This is a genomic window from Nocardia sp. NBC_01503 (assembly GCF_036327755.1).
Lineage (GTDB): Bacteria > Actinomycetota > Actinomycetes > Mycobacteriales > Mycobacteriaceae > Nocardia.
Map to the genome: position 1 here is coordinate 53,826 of NZ_CP109597.1, position 19,960 is coordinate 73,785.

At 64.5% G+C, this 19,960-nt stretch carries 19 protein-coding genes; 8 read left to right on the plus strand and 11 right to left on the minus strand.

All coding sequences use genetic code 11. The features are described 5' to 3' along the window. Nucleotides 1–173: 173 nt before the first annotated feature. From OHB26_RS38960 to OHB26_RS38980, 5 genes are all read left to right on the plus strand, one after another. Entirely contained in the window at nt 174–1,028 is an 855-nt protein-coding gene (locus tag OHB26_RS38960; RefSeq protein WP_330185979.1) for an RNA polymerase sigma factor, read from the plus strand. 143 nt (nt 1,029–1,171) lie between these two features. After that, nucleotides 1,172–1,510 (plus strand): hypothetical protein, encoded by a 339-nt coding sequence (locus tag OHB26_RS38965; protein WP_330185980.1) that lies wholly within the window; start codon nt 1,172–1,174, stop codon nt 1,508–1,510. After that, nucleotides 1,507–1,701, plus strand: coding sequence for a hypothetical protein (locus OHB26_RS38970; RefSeq protein ID WP_330185981.1), 195 nt, complete (start codon nt 1,507–1,509; stop codon nt 1,699–1,701). Before OHB26_RS38965 ends, OHB26_RS38970 begins: the two co-directional genes overlap by 4 nt. Before the next feature lie 939 nt (nt 1,702–2,640). Next, nucleotides 2,641–2,844, plus strand: a complete 204-nt coding sequence (locus OHB26_RS38975; protein WP_330185982.1) for a hypothetical protein — start codon at nt 2,641–2,643, stop codon at nt 2,842–2,844. After that, the gene (locus OHB26_RS38980) at nt 2,841–4,073 is read left to right on the plus strand and encodes a hypothetical protein (RefSeq protein WP_330185983.1); all 1,233 of its coding nucleotides are present in this window, start codon (nt 2,841–2,843) and stop codon (nt 4,071–4,073) included. Before OHB26_RS38975 ends, OHB26_RS38980 begins: the two co-directional genes overlap by 4 nt. A 51-nt stretch (nt 4,074–4,124) precedes the next feature. On the opposite strand, the gene OHB26_RS38985 is transcribed toward OHB26_RS38980, so the two are convergent. From OHB26_RS38985 to OHB26_RS38995, 3 genes are all read right to left on the minus strand, one after another. Next, nucleotides 4,125–6,995 carry a CHAT domain-containing protein gene (locus OHB26_RS38985; protein ID WP_330185984.1) on the minus strand — a complete coding sequence of 957 codons (2,871 nt, stop codon included), beginning with the start codon at nt 6,993–6,995 and terminating at the stop codon, nt 4,125–4,127. A gap of 206 nt (nt 6,996–7,201) precedes the next feature. Continuing rightward, a complete protein-coding gene (locus tag OHB26_RS38990) occupies nt 7,202–8,170 on the minus strand; it encodes a hypothetical protein (protein WP_330185985.1) in 969 nt (322 codons plus the stop codon). 14 nt (nt 8,171–8,184) lie between these two features. Continuing rightward, on the minus strand, nt 8,185–8,985 hold the full coding sequence (locus OHB26_RS38995; RefSeq protein ID WP_330185986.1) for an RNA polymerase sigma factor: 801 nt from the start codon (nt 8,983–8,985) through the stop codon (nt 8,185–8,187). Nucleotides 8,986–9,742: 757 nt separating this feature from the next. On the opposite strand from OHB26_RS38995, the gene OHB26_RS39000 reads away from it, so the two are divergent. Continuing rightward, nucleotides 9,743–10,036, plus strand: a complete 294-nt coding sequence (locus OHB26_RS39000) for a hypothetical protein (RefSeq protein WP_330185987.1) — start codon at nt 9,743–9,745, stop codon at nt 10,034–10,036. Between the two features lie 336 nt (nt 10,037–10,372). Beyond that, nucleotides 10,373–10,669: a hypothetical protein gene (locus tag OHB26_RS39005; RefSeq protein WP_330185988.1), complete on the plus strand. Its 297-nt coding sequence runs from the start codon at nt 10,373–10,375 to the stop codon at nt 10,667–10,669. On the opposite strand, the gene OHB26_RS39010 is transcribed toward OHB26_RS39005, so the two are convergent. From OHB26_RS39010 to OHB26_RS39035, 6 genes are all read right to left on the minus strand, one after another. Continuing rightward, entirely contained in the window at nt 10,666–11,061 is a 396-nt protein-coding gene (locus tag OHB26_RS39010) for a helix-turn-helix domain-containing transcriptional regulator (protein WP_330185989.1), read from the minus strand. The two genes, OHB26_RS39005 and OHB26_RS39010, sit on opposite strands and share 4 nt — an antisense overlap. Before the next feature lie 212 nt (nt 11,062–11,273). Next, on the minus strand, nt 11,274–11,462 hold the full coding sequence (locus OHB26_RS39015) for a hypothetical protein (protein WP_330185990.1): 189 nt from the start codon (nt 11,460–11,462) through the stop codon (nt 11,274–11,276). Nucleotides 11,463–11,669: 207 nt separating this feature from the next. Beyond that, the gene (locus OHB26_RS39020; protein WP_330185991.1) at nt 11,670–12,110 is read right to left on the minus strand and encodes a hypothetical protein; all 441 of its coding nucleotides are present in this window, start codon (nt 12,108–12,110) and stop codon (nt 11,670–11,672) included. Continuing rightward, nucleotides 12,110–12,922, minus strand: coding sequence for a hypothetical protein (locus tag OHB26_RS39025; RefSeq protein ID WP_330185992.1), 813 nt, complete (start codon nt 12,920–12,922; stop codon nt 12,110–12,112). The genes OHB26_RS39020 and OHB26_RS39025 overlap by 1 nt, the downstream gene beginning before the upstream one ends. A gap of 562 nt (nt 12,923–13,484) precedes the next feature. Further along, entirely contained in the window at nt 13,485–14,444 is a 960-nt protein-coding gene (locus OHB26_RS39030; RefSeq protein ID WP_330185993.1) for a replication protein RepA, read from the minus strand. 1,362 nt (nt 14,445–15,806) lie between these two features. Beyond that, the gene (locus OHB26_RS39035; protein ID WP_330185994.1) at nt 15,807–16,043 is read right to left on the minus strand and encodes a hypothetical protein; all 237 of its coding nucleotides are present in this window, start codon (nt 16,041–16,043) and stop codon (nt 15,807–15,809) included. Between the two features lie 278 nt (nt 16,044–16,321). On the opposite strand from OHB26_RS39035, the gene OHB26_RS39040 reads away from it, so the two are divergent. After that, nucleotides 16,322–18,304: a hypothetical protein gene (locus OHB26_RS39040; protein WP_330185995.1), complete on the plus strand. Its 1,983-nt coding sequence runs from the start codon at nt 16,322–16,324 to the stop codon at nt 18,302–18,304. 166 nt (nt 18,305–18,470) lie between these two features. Here OHB26_RS39040 and OHB26_RS39045 read toward each other — a convergent pair whose 3' ends face one another. Further along, nucleotides 18,471–18,944, minus strand: a complete 474-nt coding sequence (locus OHB26_RS39045; RefSeq protein ID WP_330186054.1) for a helix-turn-helix domain-containing protein — start codon at nt 18,942–18,944, stop codon at nt 18,471–18,473. A 161-nt stretch (nt 18,945–19,105) separates the two neighbouring features. Continuing rightward, on the minus strand, nt 19,106–19,717 hold the full coding sequence (locus tag OHB26_RS39050) for an RNA polymerase sigma factor (RefSeq protein WP_330185996.1): 612 nt from the start codon (nt 19,715–19,717) through the stop codon (nt 19,106–19,108). Nucleotides 19,718–19,960 lie beyond the last annotated feature (243 nt).

Here is a 19,960-nt window from a genome sequence, read left to right on the forward strand (position 1 = left end):
ATTTTCAGCAACGCAGGCAATCCGATAGCTACCCACCACTCGGGTCGGTAGCAAACCGGATTGCCATGGATCCGGAGTCGCCGCGGAGACCGGACGCGGATTCGCTCGAAAAAAGTTCGTGGGGTCTCTGCCGGGCACTGCCATAGAAAGTCGCGTAAGACCCGGGATGAGGGTTGGAACCTCACCTGGCCACGCCCGCACGCGGCGCGCAGGGCGGGACGTGGATCCTCGCGCGTGACTTGGAGATTTTTATGCAAAATGGGGATGAGCCGGTCACTTTCGGGCCGGCCCTGGGGTTCGCTACCGACGCTGAGCTCGTCGTCGAGCTGAGGATGCGGGGCTTCGCGGGTCCGTTGTGCGAGGCGTTCGAGCGCCAGCTCTGGCTCTACGGGTGGCGGGTTCTGCGCGGCATGGTGCGCGATCGCAGCATCCTGCGGGTGCACACCGCGCTCCCCCAGATGTATATCGGTCTCGATGACTCGCGCGCGCTGCACGACGGCGCCGACCACCGCAACGATCTGGTCGTCGACACCCTCGCTCTGGCAGTGCCTTTCATGATCGACCAGCTGCGCAAGGGCAAGTGGCAGCCGAGCAAGTCCCGCAGCACCGACCCCAAGCTCGGCACCTACTTCATCACCGCATGCGCGATGAAGTTCCGCGACGCCTACCGCGCATGGCACAGCACGCGACTCAAGCAGATCAAGGACGTGCTGCATGAGCCGGGTTATCAGGAGGCGATCATCAAGGTACGCGTGCCTGGGGTCGATGCCGTTGTCGTAGACCGCTTTCGGCTGCGCCTGATCCTGAAGGTCGCCACCCTCGAGGAACGGGTCATCATCGCCGGGCTGCTCGCGGACAAGACCCACGCCGAGATCGCCGACGAACTCGGCATCGGCACACGCGCTATCGAAGCGCGCCTATACCGGCTGCGCCAGAGCGTCTGGGAAGACCTCGGCGCCGCGCCCGTCGGCCACGGGCGCAAGCGCAAGACCAAGCAGACCGCCCGCGTCTCGAAGAGCCACCGATGAGCCTGACCGAACCCCCGCAACCAGTGCCGGGTCCCGAATCCCACACCGGTACCGGCCCCGGCGATTCCGGGACGCGGCCTATCCCTGCGGCATCGCGATCGGATCCAGTGGGATCCGGGCGAGGACGCAACCGCGCCCGCCCGGTGCCGAAGAGCCTGCGGGCAGGCAACGCACCCCAGGACGGGTGGGATCTGTTCGAGCGGCAGATGGTCTGGATCACCGGCAACACCGTGGTCCTGCTCCGGACGATCGCATTGCTGTTCGCCGTGATCGTCGCGGTGGCCCTGATCGGTGCCGGGGCCACGGTGGCCATGCGGGTGTTGGGCGTATCGCCGGCGTGGAGCGTAGTCGCCACTGGTGGCAGCGTCGTGGGAACCAGCTGGGTCAGGGGAAGGATCTCCGGCCGCAGTGCCCGCGAAATCCCTACCGCCGAGGGCGATCCGAAGGAGCCGGATGCCGACGGCCCGACCGCGATCCAGTGACCCTGTCCCAGCCCCAGCCCGCGAATGCGGTGGCCATCACCACGGTCACCGCGACCAACGCGTACGCGCCCGCACTGGAGGGCGCGACCAGCAGGGCACCTATGCCCGCGGCCAGGAAAAGCCCGATGCCTGCCGCCGCCAATCCCACAACCCACTGCCAGGCCACGGTGGCCATGCGGGCAAGCGGGTGATCATGCACGTCCTGGACCTTACGCACCCTCGAACCACCTTGCGCCGATGTAGTTCAATGGTAGAACTCCTGCTTCCCAAGCAGATTCATAGCTTCGCTGGGCGTCGAGCCGACCTTTTCACTCGTAATGAAGGGTCGGGCATGAACTCTCGACGGTGCATCACACGCGCACGAGAGAAGAGCCCCGATCTTCGGAGTGATCGGGGCTCTTCTCTCGTATGTGAGGGTCCGACGCCAACGGAGTACCTCGCGCCTGAAGCTCGACTGCATGCCAACCAGGGAGACCTCGAACAGAGATCTCGCCCATCTAGCTCCACGGCGATGAACCTATTGTTGTTTGGGGTGGTGTGGCGGATGAACCCCAGCGCGTCCGCAGTATTTGTCGTCGTCTCTGAGTGTCATGGGACACGAATATGCCCAGTTCGCAGGCGATCTGGCGTCCTACACGTGGCTCGGTGGTTCACAGCTGGTGCGCCTGTAATTTCTCGTATGGAACATCGGTTGCCCGGGGCGCTGGACGATTCGCCGGAAGAGGTAGCGGCGCATCCGGGGCCGTGGGAATGTCGGGGTGCGGCTACAACCGCCACTGGGAGTCGAGAACGCCAAACTCGGATCACGGTGTGGGCCTTCGTATTGCGCGAGGGCTTCGACTGCAAGCCAACCACTCACCGTGTGGTGCGCGCAGAGCGCACGAACACCCCGATATCGCCGAGGCGACCGCGCGCTCATCCGCCGCGGTCGGTTCCGTGCCACCGTCGGGGCGTTTGCCCGCTCCGGGCTGTGTCCGCGGTGCGCGCGAACTCGGAGAAGCGCTATGAACGAGCCCGGGCGGCCTGACCGCTCCCCGTCCCGCGATATCCACGCACCTCGCTCTCATGGCCCGGGCTCTGCGGTGCCCCGGGCCGGTCACCGCCGCGAGTGGACCTGGCCGAAAGCGACAGTGACCTGCGTACTGGGTCTGGGTGCCCTGCTGTTCGCATGGGAGCTGATCCGCGCCGGTGATGACCCGAACACCACCATCGCGCTCACTCTGGCGCTGGTGACCGGGATCGTCACCGCCGTGGCCTCGGCAGGGGCAGTACGTTCGTCCCGGCTGTCCGAGGCCGTACGCGTGTTCCTCAACGGTGAAGGACCGCGGCGATGACCACCTCACCACCAGATCTCGAAGCCCGGGTGACCACAGTGGCGGAGTTCCTCGAGATGCTGCGGATCATTCACCAGCGATCCGGGCGCACCGCCAATCACATCGCCGAGGTCGCGGCCATCCCGCGCAGCACCGCCTACCGGTATGTGTCCCCGCAGAACACCGTTCTGCCGAGCAAACCCGAGTACCTCGAACGACTCCTGCGGGTATGCAAACTCCAACCACGAGACATCAAACGAGTGATGCGTGTATGGGAGCAACTCGCCTCCACATCCAAGCCCGAACCTTCTGGCCCGCAAGAGAATTCGACTCCCCCCACATCGGTCGTCCACCCGCCACGAGCACCCGAGGTGATCTCCCAGGCACGCGCGAGATCCTGGCGCCATGACCACGAATACAGGCCCGACAGCGGTATTGAGAAACGTCAGCTCGTACGACGCGTACTCATCAGCGCGGGCCTGGACGGAGACGAACTACTCGAACGCCTCGTCAGCGAATTGCTGCTGCTCGGCTACCGTCCGCGCCGGGCATGGCGGCTGGCGAACGAGCTCACCCAGGAACGCGTCGCCGCCGAATACAACGCGCTGACCGGACGACCCTCAGCCAGCATGAAGGCGAGCCGGATCTCCGAATATGAGACGTGGCCCCTGTCTCGCGGCCGCTACCGCATCCGACCGACGATCACCACGCTAGGCACCCTGGCCGCCATTTACCACACCACTTGGGACCGGTTGGTCGATAACCACGACCTTCAGCACATGTCCGAGAAGGACATCGCCCGCTGGGCCTCGGCCGCCAAACCCGCGCCCCACGAGAACCAGGAACAGCTCATCACCCACGCGAAGGACCACCTGGCGCTCCTGGCGCGACAGGATTATGAGTACGGATTCACCGCAGCGCTCAAGCGAATAGGGGATCTGCCGTGGCACGTGTTCGACGAACTCGATGCGTGCCAGTTCGACATCGCCACGTGGATACGGCCCTACAAGGCAGGCGCGGCCGACGTTCTGGTCGGCAGGGCCCCGGAGAATGCGGGCATCGTGGCGTGGCTTCCTCTGCTCGCGGAAGATCTCGGCGCGATCGCCGACCCTGTCGGATTCCCGAAAACCTCGTTCCGGCGGTCGGCGATGTACTTGCAGGGCTACGGAGACGCTCTCGAACAGACATTCACCGCTGTTTCCCGCCACCCCGGCGACGATGTCGAGGCGCGGACCGAACACCCGAGCTGAGTCGCCCCGATTCAGTAGTCCGGTTTGCGCGGTTTACAAGATCGCGGAAGGCTAGCTGAACTCAGCGCGGCCGGGTGTCTGCCAGCTGCGTTTGGGCGGCGGTCCGACAATGGTCAGCGCCCAGCACCAGGGTGCGGCCGCGGCACTGGGGCCGCATTCGCGGCGTACGGTGTCCAGCACCGCCCGGAGCTCGGGGTCACTGGACTCGGATCCCTCCGCGGCAGTGAGGTATTCGAGCTGGGCGGTACGCAGTGCGTCGTGCAAGGTGAGTCCGCTGGCCATGGCGGCATAGGTGCGGCCGAGGATCCATCCGATAGGAAGATCGCGTAGTCGCTGGTGCCCACCCACCACCCACACCGCACCGCGCGCGCCGATGACCGTGAGCAGGCCGATCGGTTCGTCGTCGCTGGACTGCGCATCAACGGTCCCGAAGCCGTAGCAGGCACCGAGCACGACGATCGGTGAGAACGAGCGTGGCAGGCATCGTGCAGCACTGAGTGTTCCGCCGGTGTGATCGTGCAGTGCCTGCCGCAGCCCCGGCAGGGCGTCGGCGTGCGTGGCGGCCACGGTGAGGTCGGCAGCGGTACCGAGCTGATCCACCCTGTCCAACGGCACGAACGCAGGCCACGTGCCTTCTAGGAGGCGGCGTTCGGTGCGCGCGCCATCCATCTTGGGATGGCAGTACCCGGTGACGGCAACGTGCGAGCTCAGCTCGGTCAGCGAGGAGATGGTCGCCGCATGCTCGGCGACATGAACGGCCATGGTCAGGGAGGGGATGACCGACACGCGCGCGTGAGCGACCAGCGGGCGCCCGTGTGCGCCGATGGGCACGGATAGCAATGGCACATGCCACAGCCTGCCGAAGATCGCGACCAGCAGATCGATCGGATGATCGGTACCTGACTGGAGCAGAAACTGCTGTAGCTCCTGGGGCAGGAGCACCGAAAGCGGACCGGTGAGATCTCCCGGCCATGTCCGTGCTGTGCCATCGGCGTAGGCGGCGATGAGTCCTTCGGTACGCGCACGCAGGGCGTGCCGCCCACACCACGGGGCTTTCGTATGTGGCGGCCACCACGTCCAGCGGACGGTGCCGTCGAGCTCGTGCAAGGTCAGGATGTGCGCAGTGGGAAAACGGTGGCGGACGGTCGAAGGATCCGCCGGCGGCGCGGTGCTCATCGCACGAAACACTCGCCCGTACGAGTGCTCGAGGTCCTGCGAGGCGTGGTCGCGAGACCGCACCGCACAGGTTCGCGCTGCACGGTCACCGTCCTCATCGAGATCGGCGCCACCGAAACCAGTGTCGCCTTGGGCGGCGCGCTCAGCGACGGCGATCTGTGCGAAGGATTGGCGGATATCGGCGGGCAGATCATCGAGGTTCATACGCAGCATCGCCATCAGGCGGATCGAGCGCCCCGCCTCGGCGACCCGTAACGCCAGCTCCCCGTCGCGCTGGGCCACTGCGAGATCGAAGAGGGCGACCAGGTCCGGCCGAACACTGGTGAGCACGTGCCTGCCGCTGTCGGCGGTGAGCCCGGCCAAGGTCTGACCGAGCTCCTTGAGCGCGGCATACCCGAGAGTGAGCGCTTCGCGCTGGGTAGCCGGATCGGCGGCCAGGCAGCGTGCGCAGAGCAGTTTGGCCTGCGCGCCTAGGAGCCGATTGTGCTGGGAGTCGGCGGCGACGACCGCCATCCGGGCATAGGTGACGGGGTCCGCATCTGTGATACCGGTGCGGTCAGCCAGTGTGAACAGTGCCCTGGCTGCACGCAGCGGTGCGGTGACGGCGATGCGGTGGGTGGGGGTGGCGGTGCCGATAGCGCGCTGGAACGCGTCCAGCGCCAGCACCGGATCGCTGGCCATGAGCACCTCAGCGGCTCTGGCCAGGGCGTCTGATCGAGTCGGTCTGGGCAGGAGTTCGATCGTGTCCCGTTCCACGAGCGCGCGAGCCAGCCGCGTTGCACGAGCGCGATCCGGATCCGCAGGCAGCATGTATGCCTCGGCTTCGAGCCGACCGACGGAGGTGAGCCGATTCTTGCTGTACTGCTCGAACGCCTGCGCCGCGGCATGGTAGGCATCATTGTTCTGATCCAGCTCCATCAACACCGCTGAGCGGTTGAGCCAGATTCCGGCCACGGTGGCGGCCGAAAGTCCCGGGGACGTGGCCAGTGCCACCGCCTGATCCGAGATCGTCAGTGCCTGTTCGGGATCGCCAGCAACGCGCCAGGCACGGGCGATTCCCCGCAGAATCACCGACTCGGCCGCAGCGCCCGCGCCCTGGGTGACGAGTTCGGCGTGGCTTGCCTGCAGGTGCGCCAAGGATTCCGACCAGCGGCCACTCATGATCAATCCCTGCGTCCAGCGCTCGGTCAGCGACGCGCGGACACTCGCCGCGACGTGGTGGTCAGCTGCATAGCGCAGGTACGACTCGAAGCGGTCGCTGCCGTGCACGGTGAGCGCGAATCCGATCCCGTACAGCGCACGGCCGCGGGCCCACTGAAAATCGGTGGGGTAGCTGCGGCTTGCCGTCCGCGCGCATGCCGCCGCCGCGCACAGCCCGGCCGCGATCGGACCGTCCGCGGGACCCGCGATTGCGGTGTTCCGCGACTGTTCCTCGAGGTGCTGTGCGAGCGTTTCGCTGTCCGTCAACACATGCCAGGCGCGCGCTATGACCACTGCGCCCTCACCGGTGCCAGTGGGACCCGATAGGACAGGTGCTGCTGTGTCGGGGTCGGCACGGTCAGTGATCGCCAGCAGTGCCAGATAGATCAACTCCGCGGCCGTACGCAATCCCGTAATCCGGGCCTGCCGGCCGATGCCGGCCAGACCGATGGCGGCGTGCACCGGATCACCGGCGGCAGCCAATCCACAGCTGGCGAGCACCATTGCCGGCAAGTCACGCGATTGGGCCGCCGTCTGGACCAGCATGTTCGCCCAACATCGGCTGCGTTCGTCGATGTCGGCGGTGGCCAGCACCGCGCGCGCGGCCCGGTCTGCGACCTCGCACGCTTCCCCTGGAAGCCGCATACATTGTTCGAGAAGTGCTGTAGCCCAGCGTCTTTCGTCACCTGTCGCAGGTGCTTGCTGCAGCGCGCGCTCGATGACCGGCACCAGATTCGGTTCTGACCAGACCATTACTCGTCCCCTGTTGGTTGATACTTGATGCGGATAATCAGGTCGTCGTCGCCGTGATTGGCGGGAAGGGTGACCTCGGCGATGAGGTCGCCGTATTCATCGCCGAGGAACGGCGACCAGGTCCGCTGCCCGGCTATCTGCACGGCGACCGCGCTGGCCACGCCGGTGGGGATTTCGTTGTCCAGGTCGAGCGCTGCAGCGCGGATGATGAGCCGATTCGGGGCGCCACTGTCGATCCGCCAGGTGATTCGTGGATGAATTCCGTACTGGGCAAGGGCGGCGATTTCCCGTTCGGCTCCGTCGGCCGCCGAAAAGTGGGTGGTCACCTCATCGGTGTCGCGGCCGCGGTGAGCTCCCGAGAACACCTGCAGGGTCCACTCGGCGATCAGTTCCTCAAGTTCGGCGTCGGTCACCGCGTCGGCAGCATCGCCCCCCTGAGGGCTGGCCGGGAGCAGGCTCTCCCCGTTCGCCAGCGTCGCGACCCAAACATGGCGCAGATCGGCGCCTTCGTCCCGGGTGAGCGCTACCTGCAGCCGTTGATCCGCGCCTGAACCGGCCAGGCGCTCGGCCGCGGCCCATACGGTCGGTCCGAGCACTCGCTGGGCCAGTTGCCGGACCTCGGCAGGTACGCCGGTCTGCATACCGATCAGGCACAGCGTCGTCAGGCGCGCGTCCGGTCCGTCCACGTCGAAGCCGATCGACAACTGCTCGTGCCAGTCCCGCGCAACGGCACTGGGGGCGCCATGGAACCGGACCAGGAGCGTGTCCCGGCGGGTCTTGTACACCAACTCGGCTTCCGGTTCCCGGTCCCAGGCCGCGCTCAAGGCCAGGCGGCGCAGCAGGGTGCGCTGATCGTCGCGGGGGATCGGCAATTGCCACTGGCCCTCGGGCAGCCCGGCGATGAGCAGTAGCTCGTCGAGGCCGAGTTCGTCGGCCAGGGGATCGGTCTCGTTGAGATCATCGTGCATGTGGGTTTCCTGCCTTAATTTTCGTCGCCGTGCGTGAGGAAGGCGGTGATCTTGGATCGGGCGTCGCCGAGGAGGCATCGGCACTGGGACACCGAGATTTTCATCTCGGTTGCGATCGTCTCGAGGGGTCCTTGGCGCCCCGGTTGGGGAAAGTGGCGGCGGAACAGCTTGACCGCGCGAAGCTCCTGGGGCGTCAGCCCCGTCGCCTGCCGGATGGCTCGTTCGGCCCGCGACTTCATCTGGCGGACATTGTTCTCACTGGTGCCGAGCTGTTCGGCAACCTGAGCGTTGGACAGGTCCAGGCCATGCACCAGTAGCAGTACCTCGCCGTGTTTGTCGGACAGACCGGCCCGAGCGCAGATCCGGCGCACCGGATCGAGAAGGTCGATCTCCTCCCCGGTTCCGGCGTCGACGGTGATCGTGCTCATGATCTGCTCGTCTTGCCTATCCAAGGGCTGGTCCCGCTGCTGCTGATTGCGATATTGGCGGGCCAGGTCGTACGCGACGTGCCGCACCACGACAGCGACAAAGGTCGATACTTCGTGCCGCTCCGGATCCAGGGTCGGCGCGGTGAGCAGTTTGGTCCACGCTTGCTGTGCCACGTCCTGCGGATTGAGGAACCTGAATGCGCCATGCCAGAACCACGACAGCCTGACGATCAACGGATTGTGCGTGGCGTAGAAGGTGTCGAACCAGTCGTATCGTCGGCGGGCGAGGTCGGCTTCACGGGATTCGTTCTCGAAGGAGCGACGCGCCTGCGACGCGCCGGGTATGTCGTGAGGTTCGAGGGGATCCAACAGTTCCGGGTTTGACATCGAACTCCTGTCCGGGTGAGAGCAAGTCGCTGGTGTGAAGTACGTCGGCGCTGTGTGCGGTTGTGACACACACCGGAAACCCGGGTAGACAAGCGAATTCGCTCCCACCGGATAGCAGGGTGAGGTGTGCTCGGCACCGGATCCCGGGCCGAGCAGTGGTTCCTCATGAGGTCGAGGGCGGCTGATCGGATGTCGGCCACGAGGTGAGGTGCCATCCGCCGCAGTGACCGCAGGGGTATCCGCGGACTTCGCGGCGCCTGATGTCGGTACCCGCCAGTTCGGCATGTGCGCGGGTCACTCTCATGCGCTGCAGGGTGAGGTGAACGTCCTTGTGTTCACGCAGCCGACGTTTGCCGGTGCGCTCACAAATCGGGAACCGGTGGGCACGTCGGGGGTGGGAGGTAGGGGACATAGCGGCTCCGGTGGTGGTGCGGTTGCCGGGCGAACTGCCTGGCATCTGCCTCTACGTGAATCCACCGAGGATCTGTGACACGCCCCCATCTCTCACCTGTATTCCGCATCGAAATCGCTACGCGCCGAACGATTCCCGCAACCGCACCCGTGTGCGCGTGATCGATTCCACCGTGCGCAGGCGGGATCGGAGAAAGGGACAGCACGAGAGCGCCGCAGGAAATGGATCATCGGTCGGTCTCGATGATCCATACGTGGCGACGTCGTGTTCTGTGACAGCGTGTGCGGCGGACCTCAATATTTGCTGCACCGTCACTACGGGTGGGAACCGGACGTAGTGGGGTGCATGATTGATCCAATTTTCGGTACCGCTGGTGCCGTCGGCGGAATGGTGTGGTGGTTGCGCAGCGATGGCCCGGTACGGCTGTGGGCCGGGCTGGTTGCGGTCGGACACCGTGACTCGGTGCGCCGCCGCGACGCACGCGAAGTGCTGTTGTGCACCGGCCGCAACACCAAACCCGCCCTCACCGCCCCCTCACAATCACAGCGACACAACAAGATCGGCTCGGCGGCACCCGGACACCACCGCTCTGTCGGTGGCCGCAAACCGGCAGGCATCGCGGGCCGACGACAGTGGTGAGGATCGACGCAGCAGCGACGATCACTGGCGGAATCCGATGCCCAGCGACCCGTCGAGGAGATCAGCGCCGCACCGCTGGGTCGATCGTGGGCAGGTTTCCCAAAATTTGCGCTCCCGCACGGCCACACCCTCGATGATTGACCGATGTCGCCGGATAAGCGAGGCCGACGGACAAGGTCCGCGCCCCGCTCCCCCGCCCCCGTCCTTGCTCAGGCGAGACCTTCTTCCGACGATCACCACGACATCGCATATTTCTTGCAGCCGGCACTAGGACAGGCACCGGGGCGGGTCTATCTTCGAGCGCTGCCTGTCCCGGTACGGGCAAAGTTCTCCAGCGTGCTGGTGGCAGTGGCGAAGGCGCCGCCGAAAAGGTTCCGCGGCGGCGGCTACTGGGAGGCGATGCATGGAGAGATGGCCGGCTGGTTCGAAGTACGCTGCGACGGCCCGGACCGCGAGCACCACCGCCTATTCTGTCGGCTCGACTATGACGCTCAAGGACGCAACAAACCCCTGTTGGTGGTCATCACGGGGATGAGCAAGCCATTCCTGGGCATGTTCTCAACAGCCGACTACGATCGGGTCCGGGCGCTGGGCGATGAGTACTTCGCGACCAACCCCCGGTCACTGATCTAACTAGCCCGGTCGAACTGCTCGACGGCGTCCCCGAGCCCAGGAAGGTCACTCACGATGCCGGACACGAGCGCATCGGAGAGAATCTCGCCACCACGGCCGTCCAACGGCTCCAGTGTCAGACGCAATCCCAGCGCAGCGGCCAGCTCCGACACGGTGTGCAAAGTCGGGTTGCCGCGAGCGCTGAGCAGTCGGCGCACCGCGGCGGGCTCGATCGACGCGGCCCGGGCCAGGGCCGCTTTCGACAGTTGGGACTGTTCGCGTGCCTGATCGAGCATGTTGAGAATCGAGTCGACGGTCTTGATACGCACAGACTCCAAGACGAACTCACGCAAGAAGTCCGGGTCCTTCAGGTCCTCGGCCAGATCGTCCCAGAAAACGCTCTGCTCACTCATGGTTGCTCGCCTCCTCTCACTAAAACCTTGTTCGTACCATATATGTTACGCCTTGAGTGGGTGTGGAAACACTGCCAATTTTCGTGAACTGCTTCACCAAAACAACGCGAGGCAACTATCAGAATCCGCGCCACGGCTCGGTCAGGCGGCCCGTGTGGGCGGGGAACCCTTGCGTGGCAAGCCATTGCGCGACGGCGACCTCTTTGACCGCGTCACCCTGGTGTCACATCGCGGCCGATGCGCACCACCATCGGCGCGGATTCGAGCTGGTAGAGCATGTTCTCACCCAACCTCAGCAACCTCGCCCCGGCCGGGTCCAGACCGACATCACGGCAGGCGCGATCCAGTACCGCATCGATCGTCTCGGGCAGGAACGCGGAGGCAGCGGAACTAGAGGACACGACTTCCAGGACTATGGGCCGCTGTCAACTGCGCGTACAAGGTTCGGGACCGATCCGGGGAATTGCGGTGCCCCGGCGCGTCACGGAAACCGGCGGCCGTGGCCCGTCCAACCAGAGCATGCGCGAAATTACGGGCGCCGCGCCGACCGGCGCCGCGCCCGTATCTTGTTATGCCGCACCGAAGTTGAATCCGAACAGCGCGTTGCTCTATGGATGATGCTGGAAGTCGGCCACCCAGAACTGCTGCGTGTCCTCGTCACGCGGGTCATGTGCGCTGGGTTCGTTTTTGGAGGCGATGTGAGCGACCAGATCCTTGATGAACAGCAGATCACGGCGCGCATCGTGGAGGGGGATCCCGAGAACGGCTGCTATTTCCTCGACGCTCGCGCCCGCCGTGTACAGCGTGAGGATGTCGCGCCGCTGAGGGGAGAGGCTGACGTCCTGGTGCGTGAGTCGCTGCCGTGTCGCGTCATCGATGTCGTCGATCTCGTCGATGCGGTCGACCAGATCCACGACGTCCTGAGCGCGTTCGACCGGGATATTCGCTTGAACGAGGCTGGCGCCTTTGTGTCCGAAAGACGAGCGTGCCATCAACTCATCGATGCGGGCTGCGATCTCGAACTCGTCCGGTCCCTTGTGGTTCTGCATCAGGATTCCCTGCCATTCAGTCGTCGGACCCATTCGTAGTTGCCTCGCAAGTTGGTCCACCTGTTCGCGACTGCTTTGGCGGATCGCTCTCCGAACATCTCGGCGATCTCGGCGTTGGAGTGCCCTGCGGCCTTGCCCCACACGATGTTGCGGTCTCGCTGGTTGGGCAAGTCGTGCAGGTGTGAAAGGACGAACTCGCTGCTGCAGGTCCGATCGAGCAGCGGATCGGATGTAGCCTCCATATCGAGCCGTAGTCGCTCGACGCGAGCGGCAGCGAGCAGGTCTTTCAGTTCGCGAACGCGCCGACGCCGATCCTTCTTGAGTTCGTCGACGACCGCGAGAACGCTCTTGCCGAGGATCCATGACCGCAGGTTGGTTCCTCCGTCGGCGCGCCATCCTTTCCCGACACGACCATCTTCACGGAATTTGTGCAGACTCCTGGCGACAGCCATATTGGCGAACTCAGCGCGCAAATCGGGATCGGTGGCCAGCCGCTGCAGTTCTCCAGTGTCGAAGACCATAGGTATCCCCTTGGCCCTGATCTCCTGGGAGATCTGTCCACTGCTCATCCAGGCGGAGAGCACCGAGACCGCATAACGAGCCGCCTCCTGAGCGAATCGGTCCCATGCGCGACCCTTGAAACCGGTGGCCCGTAGTAGTTCGAATAGCTCGGCGTCGGCCATCGCGGCTTCGACACCGGGGACTACACCCAACGCGAATGTCGTAGCTGAGGCCGCGCTTTCGGGGACTTCTCGCTTCTTGCCCCGAAACCAACTTCCGAGCACGTTGGTTTCAGGGCTGTCCGTGGGCATCACGTTTGAAGCTCGGGTGGGTGATCGCTCATCACATGCCTCGATCCGGCCATGCCAGAACACCTCTCGACTTTTACCGATCCGTGTATGACCGGCTTTCCCTGTTATAGGCACCCACGCGCTCGACACACCCGGGGCATTCGCAGGCGGCCAGCACCTCACATGGCTCTTGCCGCCAGTCCCCGGGATGTGCGCGTGACGACCTGCCTACAACTGTGCGAGATCGACCAGTTCGACCACTGCGAAGTCACGTCTCGACTCTCCCCGGGGGAGGCCACCCGCTCGGCAGGGCGGGGTTCGAGAAGAGGAGCCACAGTGGATTTCCCGGAGCTGGAACCACCCCGAGCACTCCCCGGACAGAGGCGGCCATGACCGAGGGAAGGAGGCGATAGAACGCGGATATGCCGCTATTGCGGCCGCATTCGAGGCCCTCTCGTTGCTGTCCCATCTGACGCGCGACAGCGCCACCGAGTCCACTCTGAGCGCGATTTTCGTGGTTGCCATACCCGAGAACACTTCCCCCGTACCGGGTATCAGGGTCATACCTTGTTCCGCGCGCAGGTCAGGCGCTGGCGTCCAGCGTCAACTGGTTGGTGGTCCCGAGTTCCATCGTGCGCAATCCCTTGAACCGCACGTGGGTCTTGCTCGGGCTCAGGACCAGTCCGGCCGGGGTCGATTCGACGTTGGCGTCGCGGTATACCGACAGCACTCGCGCCAGCTTCTTGTCGAAGGCCTTGCGGTATTTGTACCGGGCTTCTTTCGTGTCGAGCTTGCGTGCGGCGCCGAACTGGGCGCTCAGGTCTTCCAGGGGGATGGTGATCGTCCGGTTCAGGGTGGCGAACCGATAGGTCAGGAAGATGTACAGGTCCATGCACCAGGCGTCGTCGCCGAACAGCTGCAGTGCGCGCATGTCCAGTGGCACGGCACGCTCGAGGATCTCGTTGTAGAAGTCGGTCGAGAGCTGGACCACCGCGCGGTCGGTGCCGGCTTTCTCGCTGCCCCACAACATGACCTGATGCGCCACGGACAGGTTCTTGATGAGCACCGCAGGTTCCCCGTCCGGTCCCGGGCGCTCACTGCGCACGCTGATCGCCGCGTGCAGGAGCTTCTCGGTCTGGGTGCGTAGTCGGGTCAGACTGCCGGTGTCCCCGCCGGAGGTCGCGCCACCTGGTTTGAGCTGGCGGAAGAACTCCACCACACCGTCCCCGAGGATCAGTTCGGGTGACTTGGTGCGCCGGGCCTCGGTGATGAGCCAGAACATGAGCTGGCGCGGGATGACCCCGCTCGGGTAGCCCAGCGAACGCGATTCGCCGGTCTTGGGGTCTTCGACATAGCCGGGCCGGATGGTGAGCACCACCCCGCCATTGCGGCGCTTCCACACCGGGATATCCCCCGGGTTCCGATACGGCAGGCACGCCTGCGCCAGGAACGGTGTCGTGAACGCCAGCTCCTGGTCATCGGATTGCTGCAACAAGTCCGCGGCTTGGATCAGCGCCAGCTCGTCACGTTTTGGTCGCGCCATGGCCACCACTATGCCTCAGAGGGTCACCGGTCACCTCGAAGAACACACCGCCGCGCATTAGAGGGGTCACCACCCCCGCACAGGGCTCTGGACAGGCCCGCTAGTGTCCGCCACCGTCGCGGTGACCCTTCTAATGCGCGAAATTTACAACCTTGTGCAAGTACATACCGGCCGCCCGGTGACCCTTCTGATTCGCGCACGGCTGGGCTCGCGTGCCTGGACGCCGGTGACCCCTCTAATGCGTAGCGGAGGGCTCAACCATCCACTGACGGGCGCATCTTCGGTCATTGAAGACCCATGGTGACCCTTCTAATGCGTGGTGTGAGTTCTGAATGAACCAGGGTGACCCTTCTAATGCGCAGGACTCACGGTGGTGACCCTTCCGATGCGCTGCCCAGCGAGACCGCCGGTGGAGCGCGGTGACCCTTGTAATGCGCCCGCCGCGCCCATGGGGTGACCTCTCTAATGCGTGGACAGGTCCCGCAAATGCTGTGGATAAATCGGCCGCCGAATGGGTCTATCCACAAATTAGAAGGGTCACCGCCGAAATGCATTTCCCCAGGAAGCCACGCATTACAAGGGTCACTACCGCGCATTAGAAGGGTCACCACGACACAATGAAATTGCAGGTCAAGGCACATTTTTCGATGGACCCTATAGTTCTCTCTTGTAGAAGAGAATCCTGTAGTAGGCTCGCCGCGGCTGTGGAAACTACAGGATTGCAATTCTTCGGCACGAGCCTCCCGCAGCTGCTTTCCAGAGGCGGTTCGTCATCCGATACTCATCGAGACCACCGTCGCCGGGCGGATCGGCGCGCACGGGCATCGGGGATCTGACCCCAGCGAGCGCGTAGGTCTGCGCACCGCTCATCGCCGCCGGACTCCGCACCAGCGCTGAGGGTGTTGCCCGTCCAACTCGATGGTCAGGTCACCACTTCCATACTCCCGCAATCGATTCGACCGGACCGAGGCACTTGACGGTGACAAGAGGAGGTCGGTCCCATCCGAACGGTATTCCCGATGTCCGAGAGGCGCTCGCGCCGTACCTGTACGGCGGGGAGATTCTCGCGGAGTACGAGTTGTGCCGAGCGTGCGGGCAACGGCTGCCACGATCACGGCCCGGTACCCCTGGTCGGCCCCAAAAAGTACTGCAACCCTGCCTGCCGACAACGCTATTACCGATGGCACACAAGACATTTCGGACGAAACCAGACCGGTAAGACAGTACGGCTTAGCCGGTACTGAAAACAGAAGACAAAATCACCCGCGGGAGTGGCCGACTCGTCTGCGCTCGATTTCCGTGCGGCGCGCACGTACGGATCCCCTGGTGCGCGCCAGGGGCTCTCGCATCAGCAGGTAGGTGTCATCGGCGGAATCTCAGCCATAGCCCGCCGACCGCGAGGATGAAACCTCCTGCGGCGAAAAGGATCTGCTGGTCCGCGTGGGCGATGAGCACCAGCACCAGCATGCTGGCGATGATCACCAGCAGTACCACAGCATCGACCGCGCGCCGGAGCACGGCGTTTCGCCGTTCGCGCGGATCGGGCGGTGCGGGGTCTATCGGATCGACCGGTCTAGGAGGCACGATCAACGTGGTCACCCTTCTGTGTGGCCTTCATCCCGGGCGGATCGGCAGCCCGCGACCTACCAAACCGTGGTCGCCGATCCGCACCGGCGCGGCGACCGAGACGGTCGATCCGCCCTGAAATTCAATGTTGCCGAGGGTTTTTCGGTCCACCCCCGTAACCATCTGAGCTGGAAGATTCCCGATAGCTTTCCCCCGCGCGGCGGGTGTCGCTCGGTTTTCGGCATGGCCACAAGGGTTTTCGGTCACACTGAGGCCTTCGTGGGCACCCAGGACTGCAGAAAGAAGTGTCGGTGTCGGAGCGCAAACGTGGTGGGCGGCCGAAGAAAACCACACCGGAAAGTCTGCCCGTGCGGATGCCCGCGCAGGTCAAGGCGCTGGTCATCAAACTCAAGCAACTACTCGACAGCGCCGACCTCTCCTATCAGCAAGTGTCCGACCAGCACGGGCTGCAGCTCTCACCGCAGGCATTCGGCGATCAATTCCGCCGTCTGTCAGGCCCGTCCCCCGAGGTGTACAAGGCGATCGTGCAGTGCGCCGCAAAGGCCCTCGACAGGCCGTTCACCGAGTTGCAGTCCGAGATGCGGCCGCTGCACGACCCGGTCTACCTCAAGGGCAAGAACGCGGCGGCCGCGACCGAGCCGCCGGTGGTGGCGGCCCCAGCACACGCCGCCACTCCCGCACAATTGATCGATCTGCGCGTACCAGCCAAATGGCTGGTCGAACTGCTGCGCAATGCCCGAGAGACCGAGGCCGTGGCGGGCTTGGACGAGCACTTCCTCGGTAACAACACCGCGTTGGCGTCGGTGCTGGTGGACCTGGCCGAGTCCGACAGATTCGCCGTCGGACTGTTTCTCGACGCGATCGGCAAGGTCGATCAATCCCGCGTGACCGTGATCTGCCAGGCGATCACCGAGATCGATGAGCGGGCCGCGGCCGCCATCTTCGATGTCTGCGACCCCCCTGCCGACGCGCAGGATGCCGACAAGGCGGTCGGTGAGCCCTCCCTGGTCGACTACGACCCGGACTTCGGCGCCGGCCAACGCATCGCCGCACTGCTGGATCAAAAACGCGAAACCGGCCGCATCGTGCGTGAAGTCCGCATGCGGGTCGAGGCCGACATGGCGCTGGTCGAACGATCCGAGCATCGCGAATACATCCGCAGGACCAAGCACACCTGGCCGCGACCCAAGTGCAGCAAGGCCTTTCAGCGGTTGATCTTCGGTATCACCCTGTACGACACCATCCGAGGCCCACGCTGGCTCGCCGATCTGCTGCTGGCCCTATACACCGAAGGGGACTTCGTGTCCCTGAGTCACTGTGTCACAGCACTTTTCGACCTTCGCCAGCAGTACGGAAAGCCGGTTTTCCTGGCTGCCTCACGGGTCTTCGAGAACATGACCACCGACGCGGTCCTGCAGATCCTGTCCGGCATCTGCACCGAGGCACGCCTGTACGACGAGGTCGATGGCGAAGCCACATTCGTCGATCTCGAAGCCCTGCTGTGGGCGCTCGATGACGTCGACCTCGTCCTGGTCACCCAGAAGGTCGCCAAACTCCCACCAACCGCCGAGCTCAGCGCCGGCCATCTGGTCGACTTCCTCCCGAACATCTCCTCGTTCTGGCGAAGGCTCCTCGCGGGCCCGGACGGTCACCTGGCCGGTGTGCTGCTCGAGCGGGCGCTGACCGACTGGATGGGCCGCGACCACGGCACCCCGTTGTCCGGGGACTATCCCCCGTTGCGCGCCATCGCGAACGCCCTGGTCGATGTCGATGCCGCACACCGCGCCCGCCGCTCACCCCACCGCGAGACACAGAACTCGCCGGTCACCATCATGACCAAACGCCTGCTCACGGACCGGCCCGCCGCAGCGGTCCTGCTGCTGCAGGCAATGCTGCTCGACCAACACCCCAGAATGTACGGGCTACTCCACACGCTGGTCAGCGACACCGAAGCGCTGCACGCTCTCGCGCAAACGATCCTGCTGGCACCCTCGAACCTCGAATCCCTGCGCCTGTTCGAGCTCGTGAGCATCGAACTACCCGAGGTCGCCGGACCGCTCTGCAGCGCGGTCGCCACCGACTTCCCGGTCCACACCCAGCGGGTCCTGGACGAAAGACTCGCCAGCGTGCCCACCCTCAGCTCCGCCTTGCTCACCGTGCTCGCCGGCCGCGAACCCGGCGGCCCGTGGCTCACCGCGCTTGAACGTCTGCGCGTCAACGACCTCGCCGGTGCCTCCACCGCGCTCGGCATCCTTGCAGGGGGAACGCGGTGAATGGGGTGGAAGGAAAACCCAGACACAGCGAAGAAACACGGGGTGCTGGATTATCGGAGACGGCGGGACAGCCGAATATGAAGGTGCCACAACCGATTACGACTGTTGCTCCTGATCAGTCAATGGACGTGTCCGAGATCTGGGAAGCGATGGTGCCGTCGCCTGTTCAGCCCTCATCATCGGCAGGGGTGTCATCCGATGCGGTCAGCAGAGGCGACGCGAGGTCGTCGAACTCTGGAATCTCCGGCATGTGCTCGCCGGCGTGAAGTTTTTCCTGCATCGATTCCAGCAGTTTCCGCGACTCCTCCGACAGATCGAAGGCTCGTGAGGACAACCTGCGGAGACCGTAGCCCTGAAGCTGCGTAAGCAGTTCAAGGTCATGGTCGATTTTGGCGGCGTAGATGTCGTTGAGGAAGTAGTCGTGCTTGACCTGGAAGAACTTCGCCAGCGCGGTAACTGTCTCATCGGATGGGTTGGTTCGTCGGCCTGTGCGCAGGCTGCTCAGGTAACTCCCGCTGATCGGGTGACCTGCGGCGGTCAAGGCGTTCACGACCTCCTTGGTGGTGTAGGGTCCTCGCCCTGGGATGCGGGTGGTCTCGAACAGCTTGTTCAGCCGGTCTGCGAACTTTCCACGCTGCACGTTCCTGTTGGAGTTGAACGTTCGCCTGAAGCGGGTAAGCCCGGCCTCCATCTCGAACTCGAAGGTGCTGTCGTTCTCGGTCAGGTAGTGGTCCAACTCGTCGAACGCTTTACGGATCGAGTTTGAGTCGGGCATGCCCTGAACACCGTGCTCGTCCATGTTCATTCGGTTGCACCTCCTCCACTGTGCGTCGCTACTTCCATGCCGCTGGTCGCAGGTTCGGCATCGGCCTCGGTCCGATTTCCACCGCGATTCAAAGCCTGCTCCATCTTCCCGCGTGCCCGGCTGCGGTGGGTGTACACAGCTCGCCGTGAGGTTTTGAGAGCTTTGGCTATTTCGTCGGGTGTCATTTCCAGCAGCCACGTCATCGTCGCCACTCGATGCTCGGTGGGAGTCAACTCACGAGTCAGCGCATGCCAGAACGATGCCATGACTTCATCGCTCAGGTTCTCGGTGCCGCCGTCACCAGCGTGACCGGCGTGATTCATCTGCCGGTCGAGGTCCTCCGCCATGCCGGCCGAGTACTCCCGGGAACGCCCGATTTTCCGCAGATGGTCGACCACGCGGCGCTTCGCGATCGTCATGATCAGCTTCTCGACCTGCTCCGCCGAACGGTGGTGGAAGTCCCTTTTCAATTGCCGACATACCGCCAGAAAAACATCCTGGACGACATCGTTCGCTGACTCGGCATCACCGCGAAACGCTTTGAACGCCAACCGGAATACGCGCACCGCGTACTGGCGAAACAACAACTCGGAGTCCCAGTCGCTCACCGCTCGTGCATCTCTCGGTCTTCCCCTGAGACCGGCGATCGTGCGGCAGGGTCTTCGCCGACCTCCACGATGTAGGTGCAACCACCGCCCCGGCCCCGGTACTCGATGATTTTCACCGGAGAGTGCGGGGCTGCTTCCCTGAAGATCATCCGAGTCCTCAAGTGCCGCTGTAAGTCTCGCACGCGCCCCATCACCACATAGGCGATACCAGGAAGTAGTAGTACGGCCGATGAGCGCACCGAA

Bases quoted from the DNA above. Each gene is read 5' to 3' on its own strand.
- OHB26_RS39025 (WP_330185992.1), bottom strand. From the start codon at position 12,922: ATGCCCACGGACAGCCCTGAAACCAACGTGCTCGGAAGTTGGTTTCGG.
- OHB26_RS38990 (WP_330185985.1), bottom strand. From the start codon at position 8,170: ATGCACGATGATCTCAACGAGACCGATCCCCTGGCCGACGAACTCGGC.
- OHB26_RS39000 (WP_330185987.1), top strand. From the start codon at position 9,743: ATGATTGATCCAATTTTCGGTACCGCTGGTGCCGTCGGCGGAATGGTG.
- OHB26_RS38980 (WP_330185983.1), top strand. From the start codon at position 2,841: ATGACCACCTCACCACCAGATCTCGAAGCCCGGGTGACCACAGTGGCG.
- OHB26_RS38985 (WP_330185984.1), bottom strand. From the start codon at position 6,995: ATGCTGGTCCAGACGGCGGCCCAATCGCGTGACTTGCCGGCAATGGTG.
- OHB26_RS38995 (WP_330185986.1), bottom strand. From the start codon at position 8,985: ATGTCAAACCCGGAACTGTTGGATCCCCTCGAACCTCACGACATACCC.
- OHB26_RS39030 (WP_330185993.1), bottom strand. From the start codon at position 14,444: ATGGCGCGACCAAAACGTGACGAGCTGGCGCTGATCCAAGCCGCGGAC.
- OHB26_RS39010 (WP_330185989.1), bottom strand. From the start codon at position 11,061: ATGAGTGAGCAGAGCGTTTTCTGGGACGATCTGGCCGAGGACCTGAAG.
- OHB26_RS39020 (WP_330185991.1), bottom strand. From the start codon at position 12,110: ATGCAGAACCACAAGGGACCGGACGAGTTCGAGATCGCAGCCCGCATC.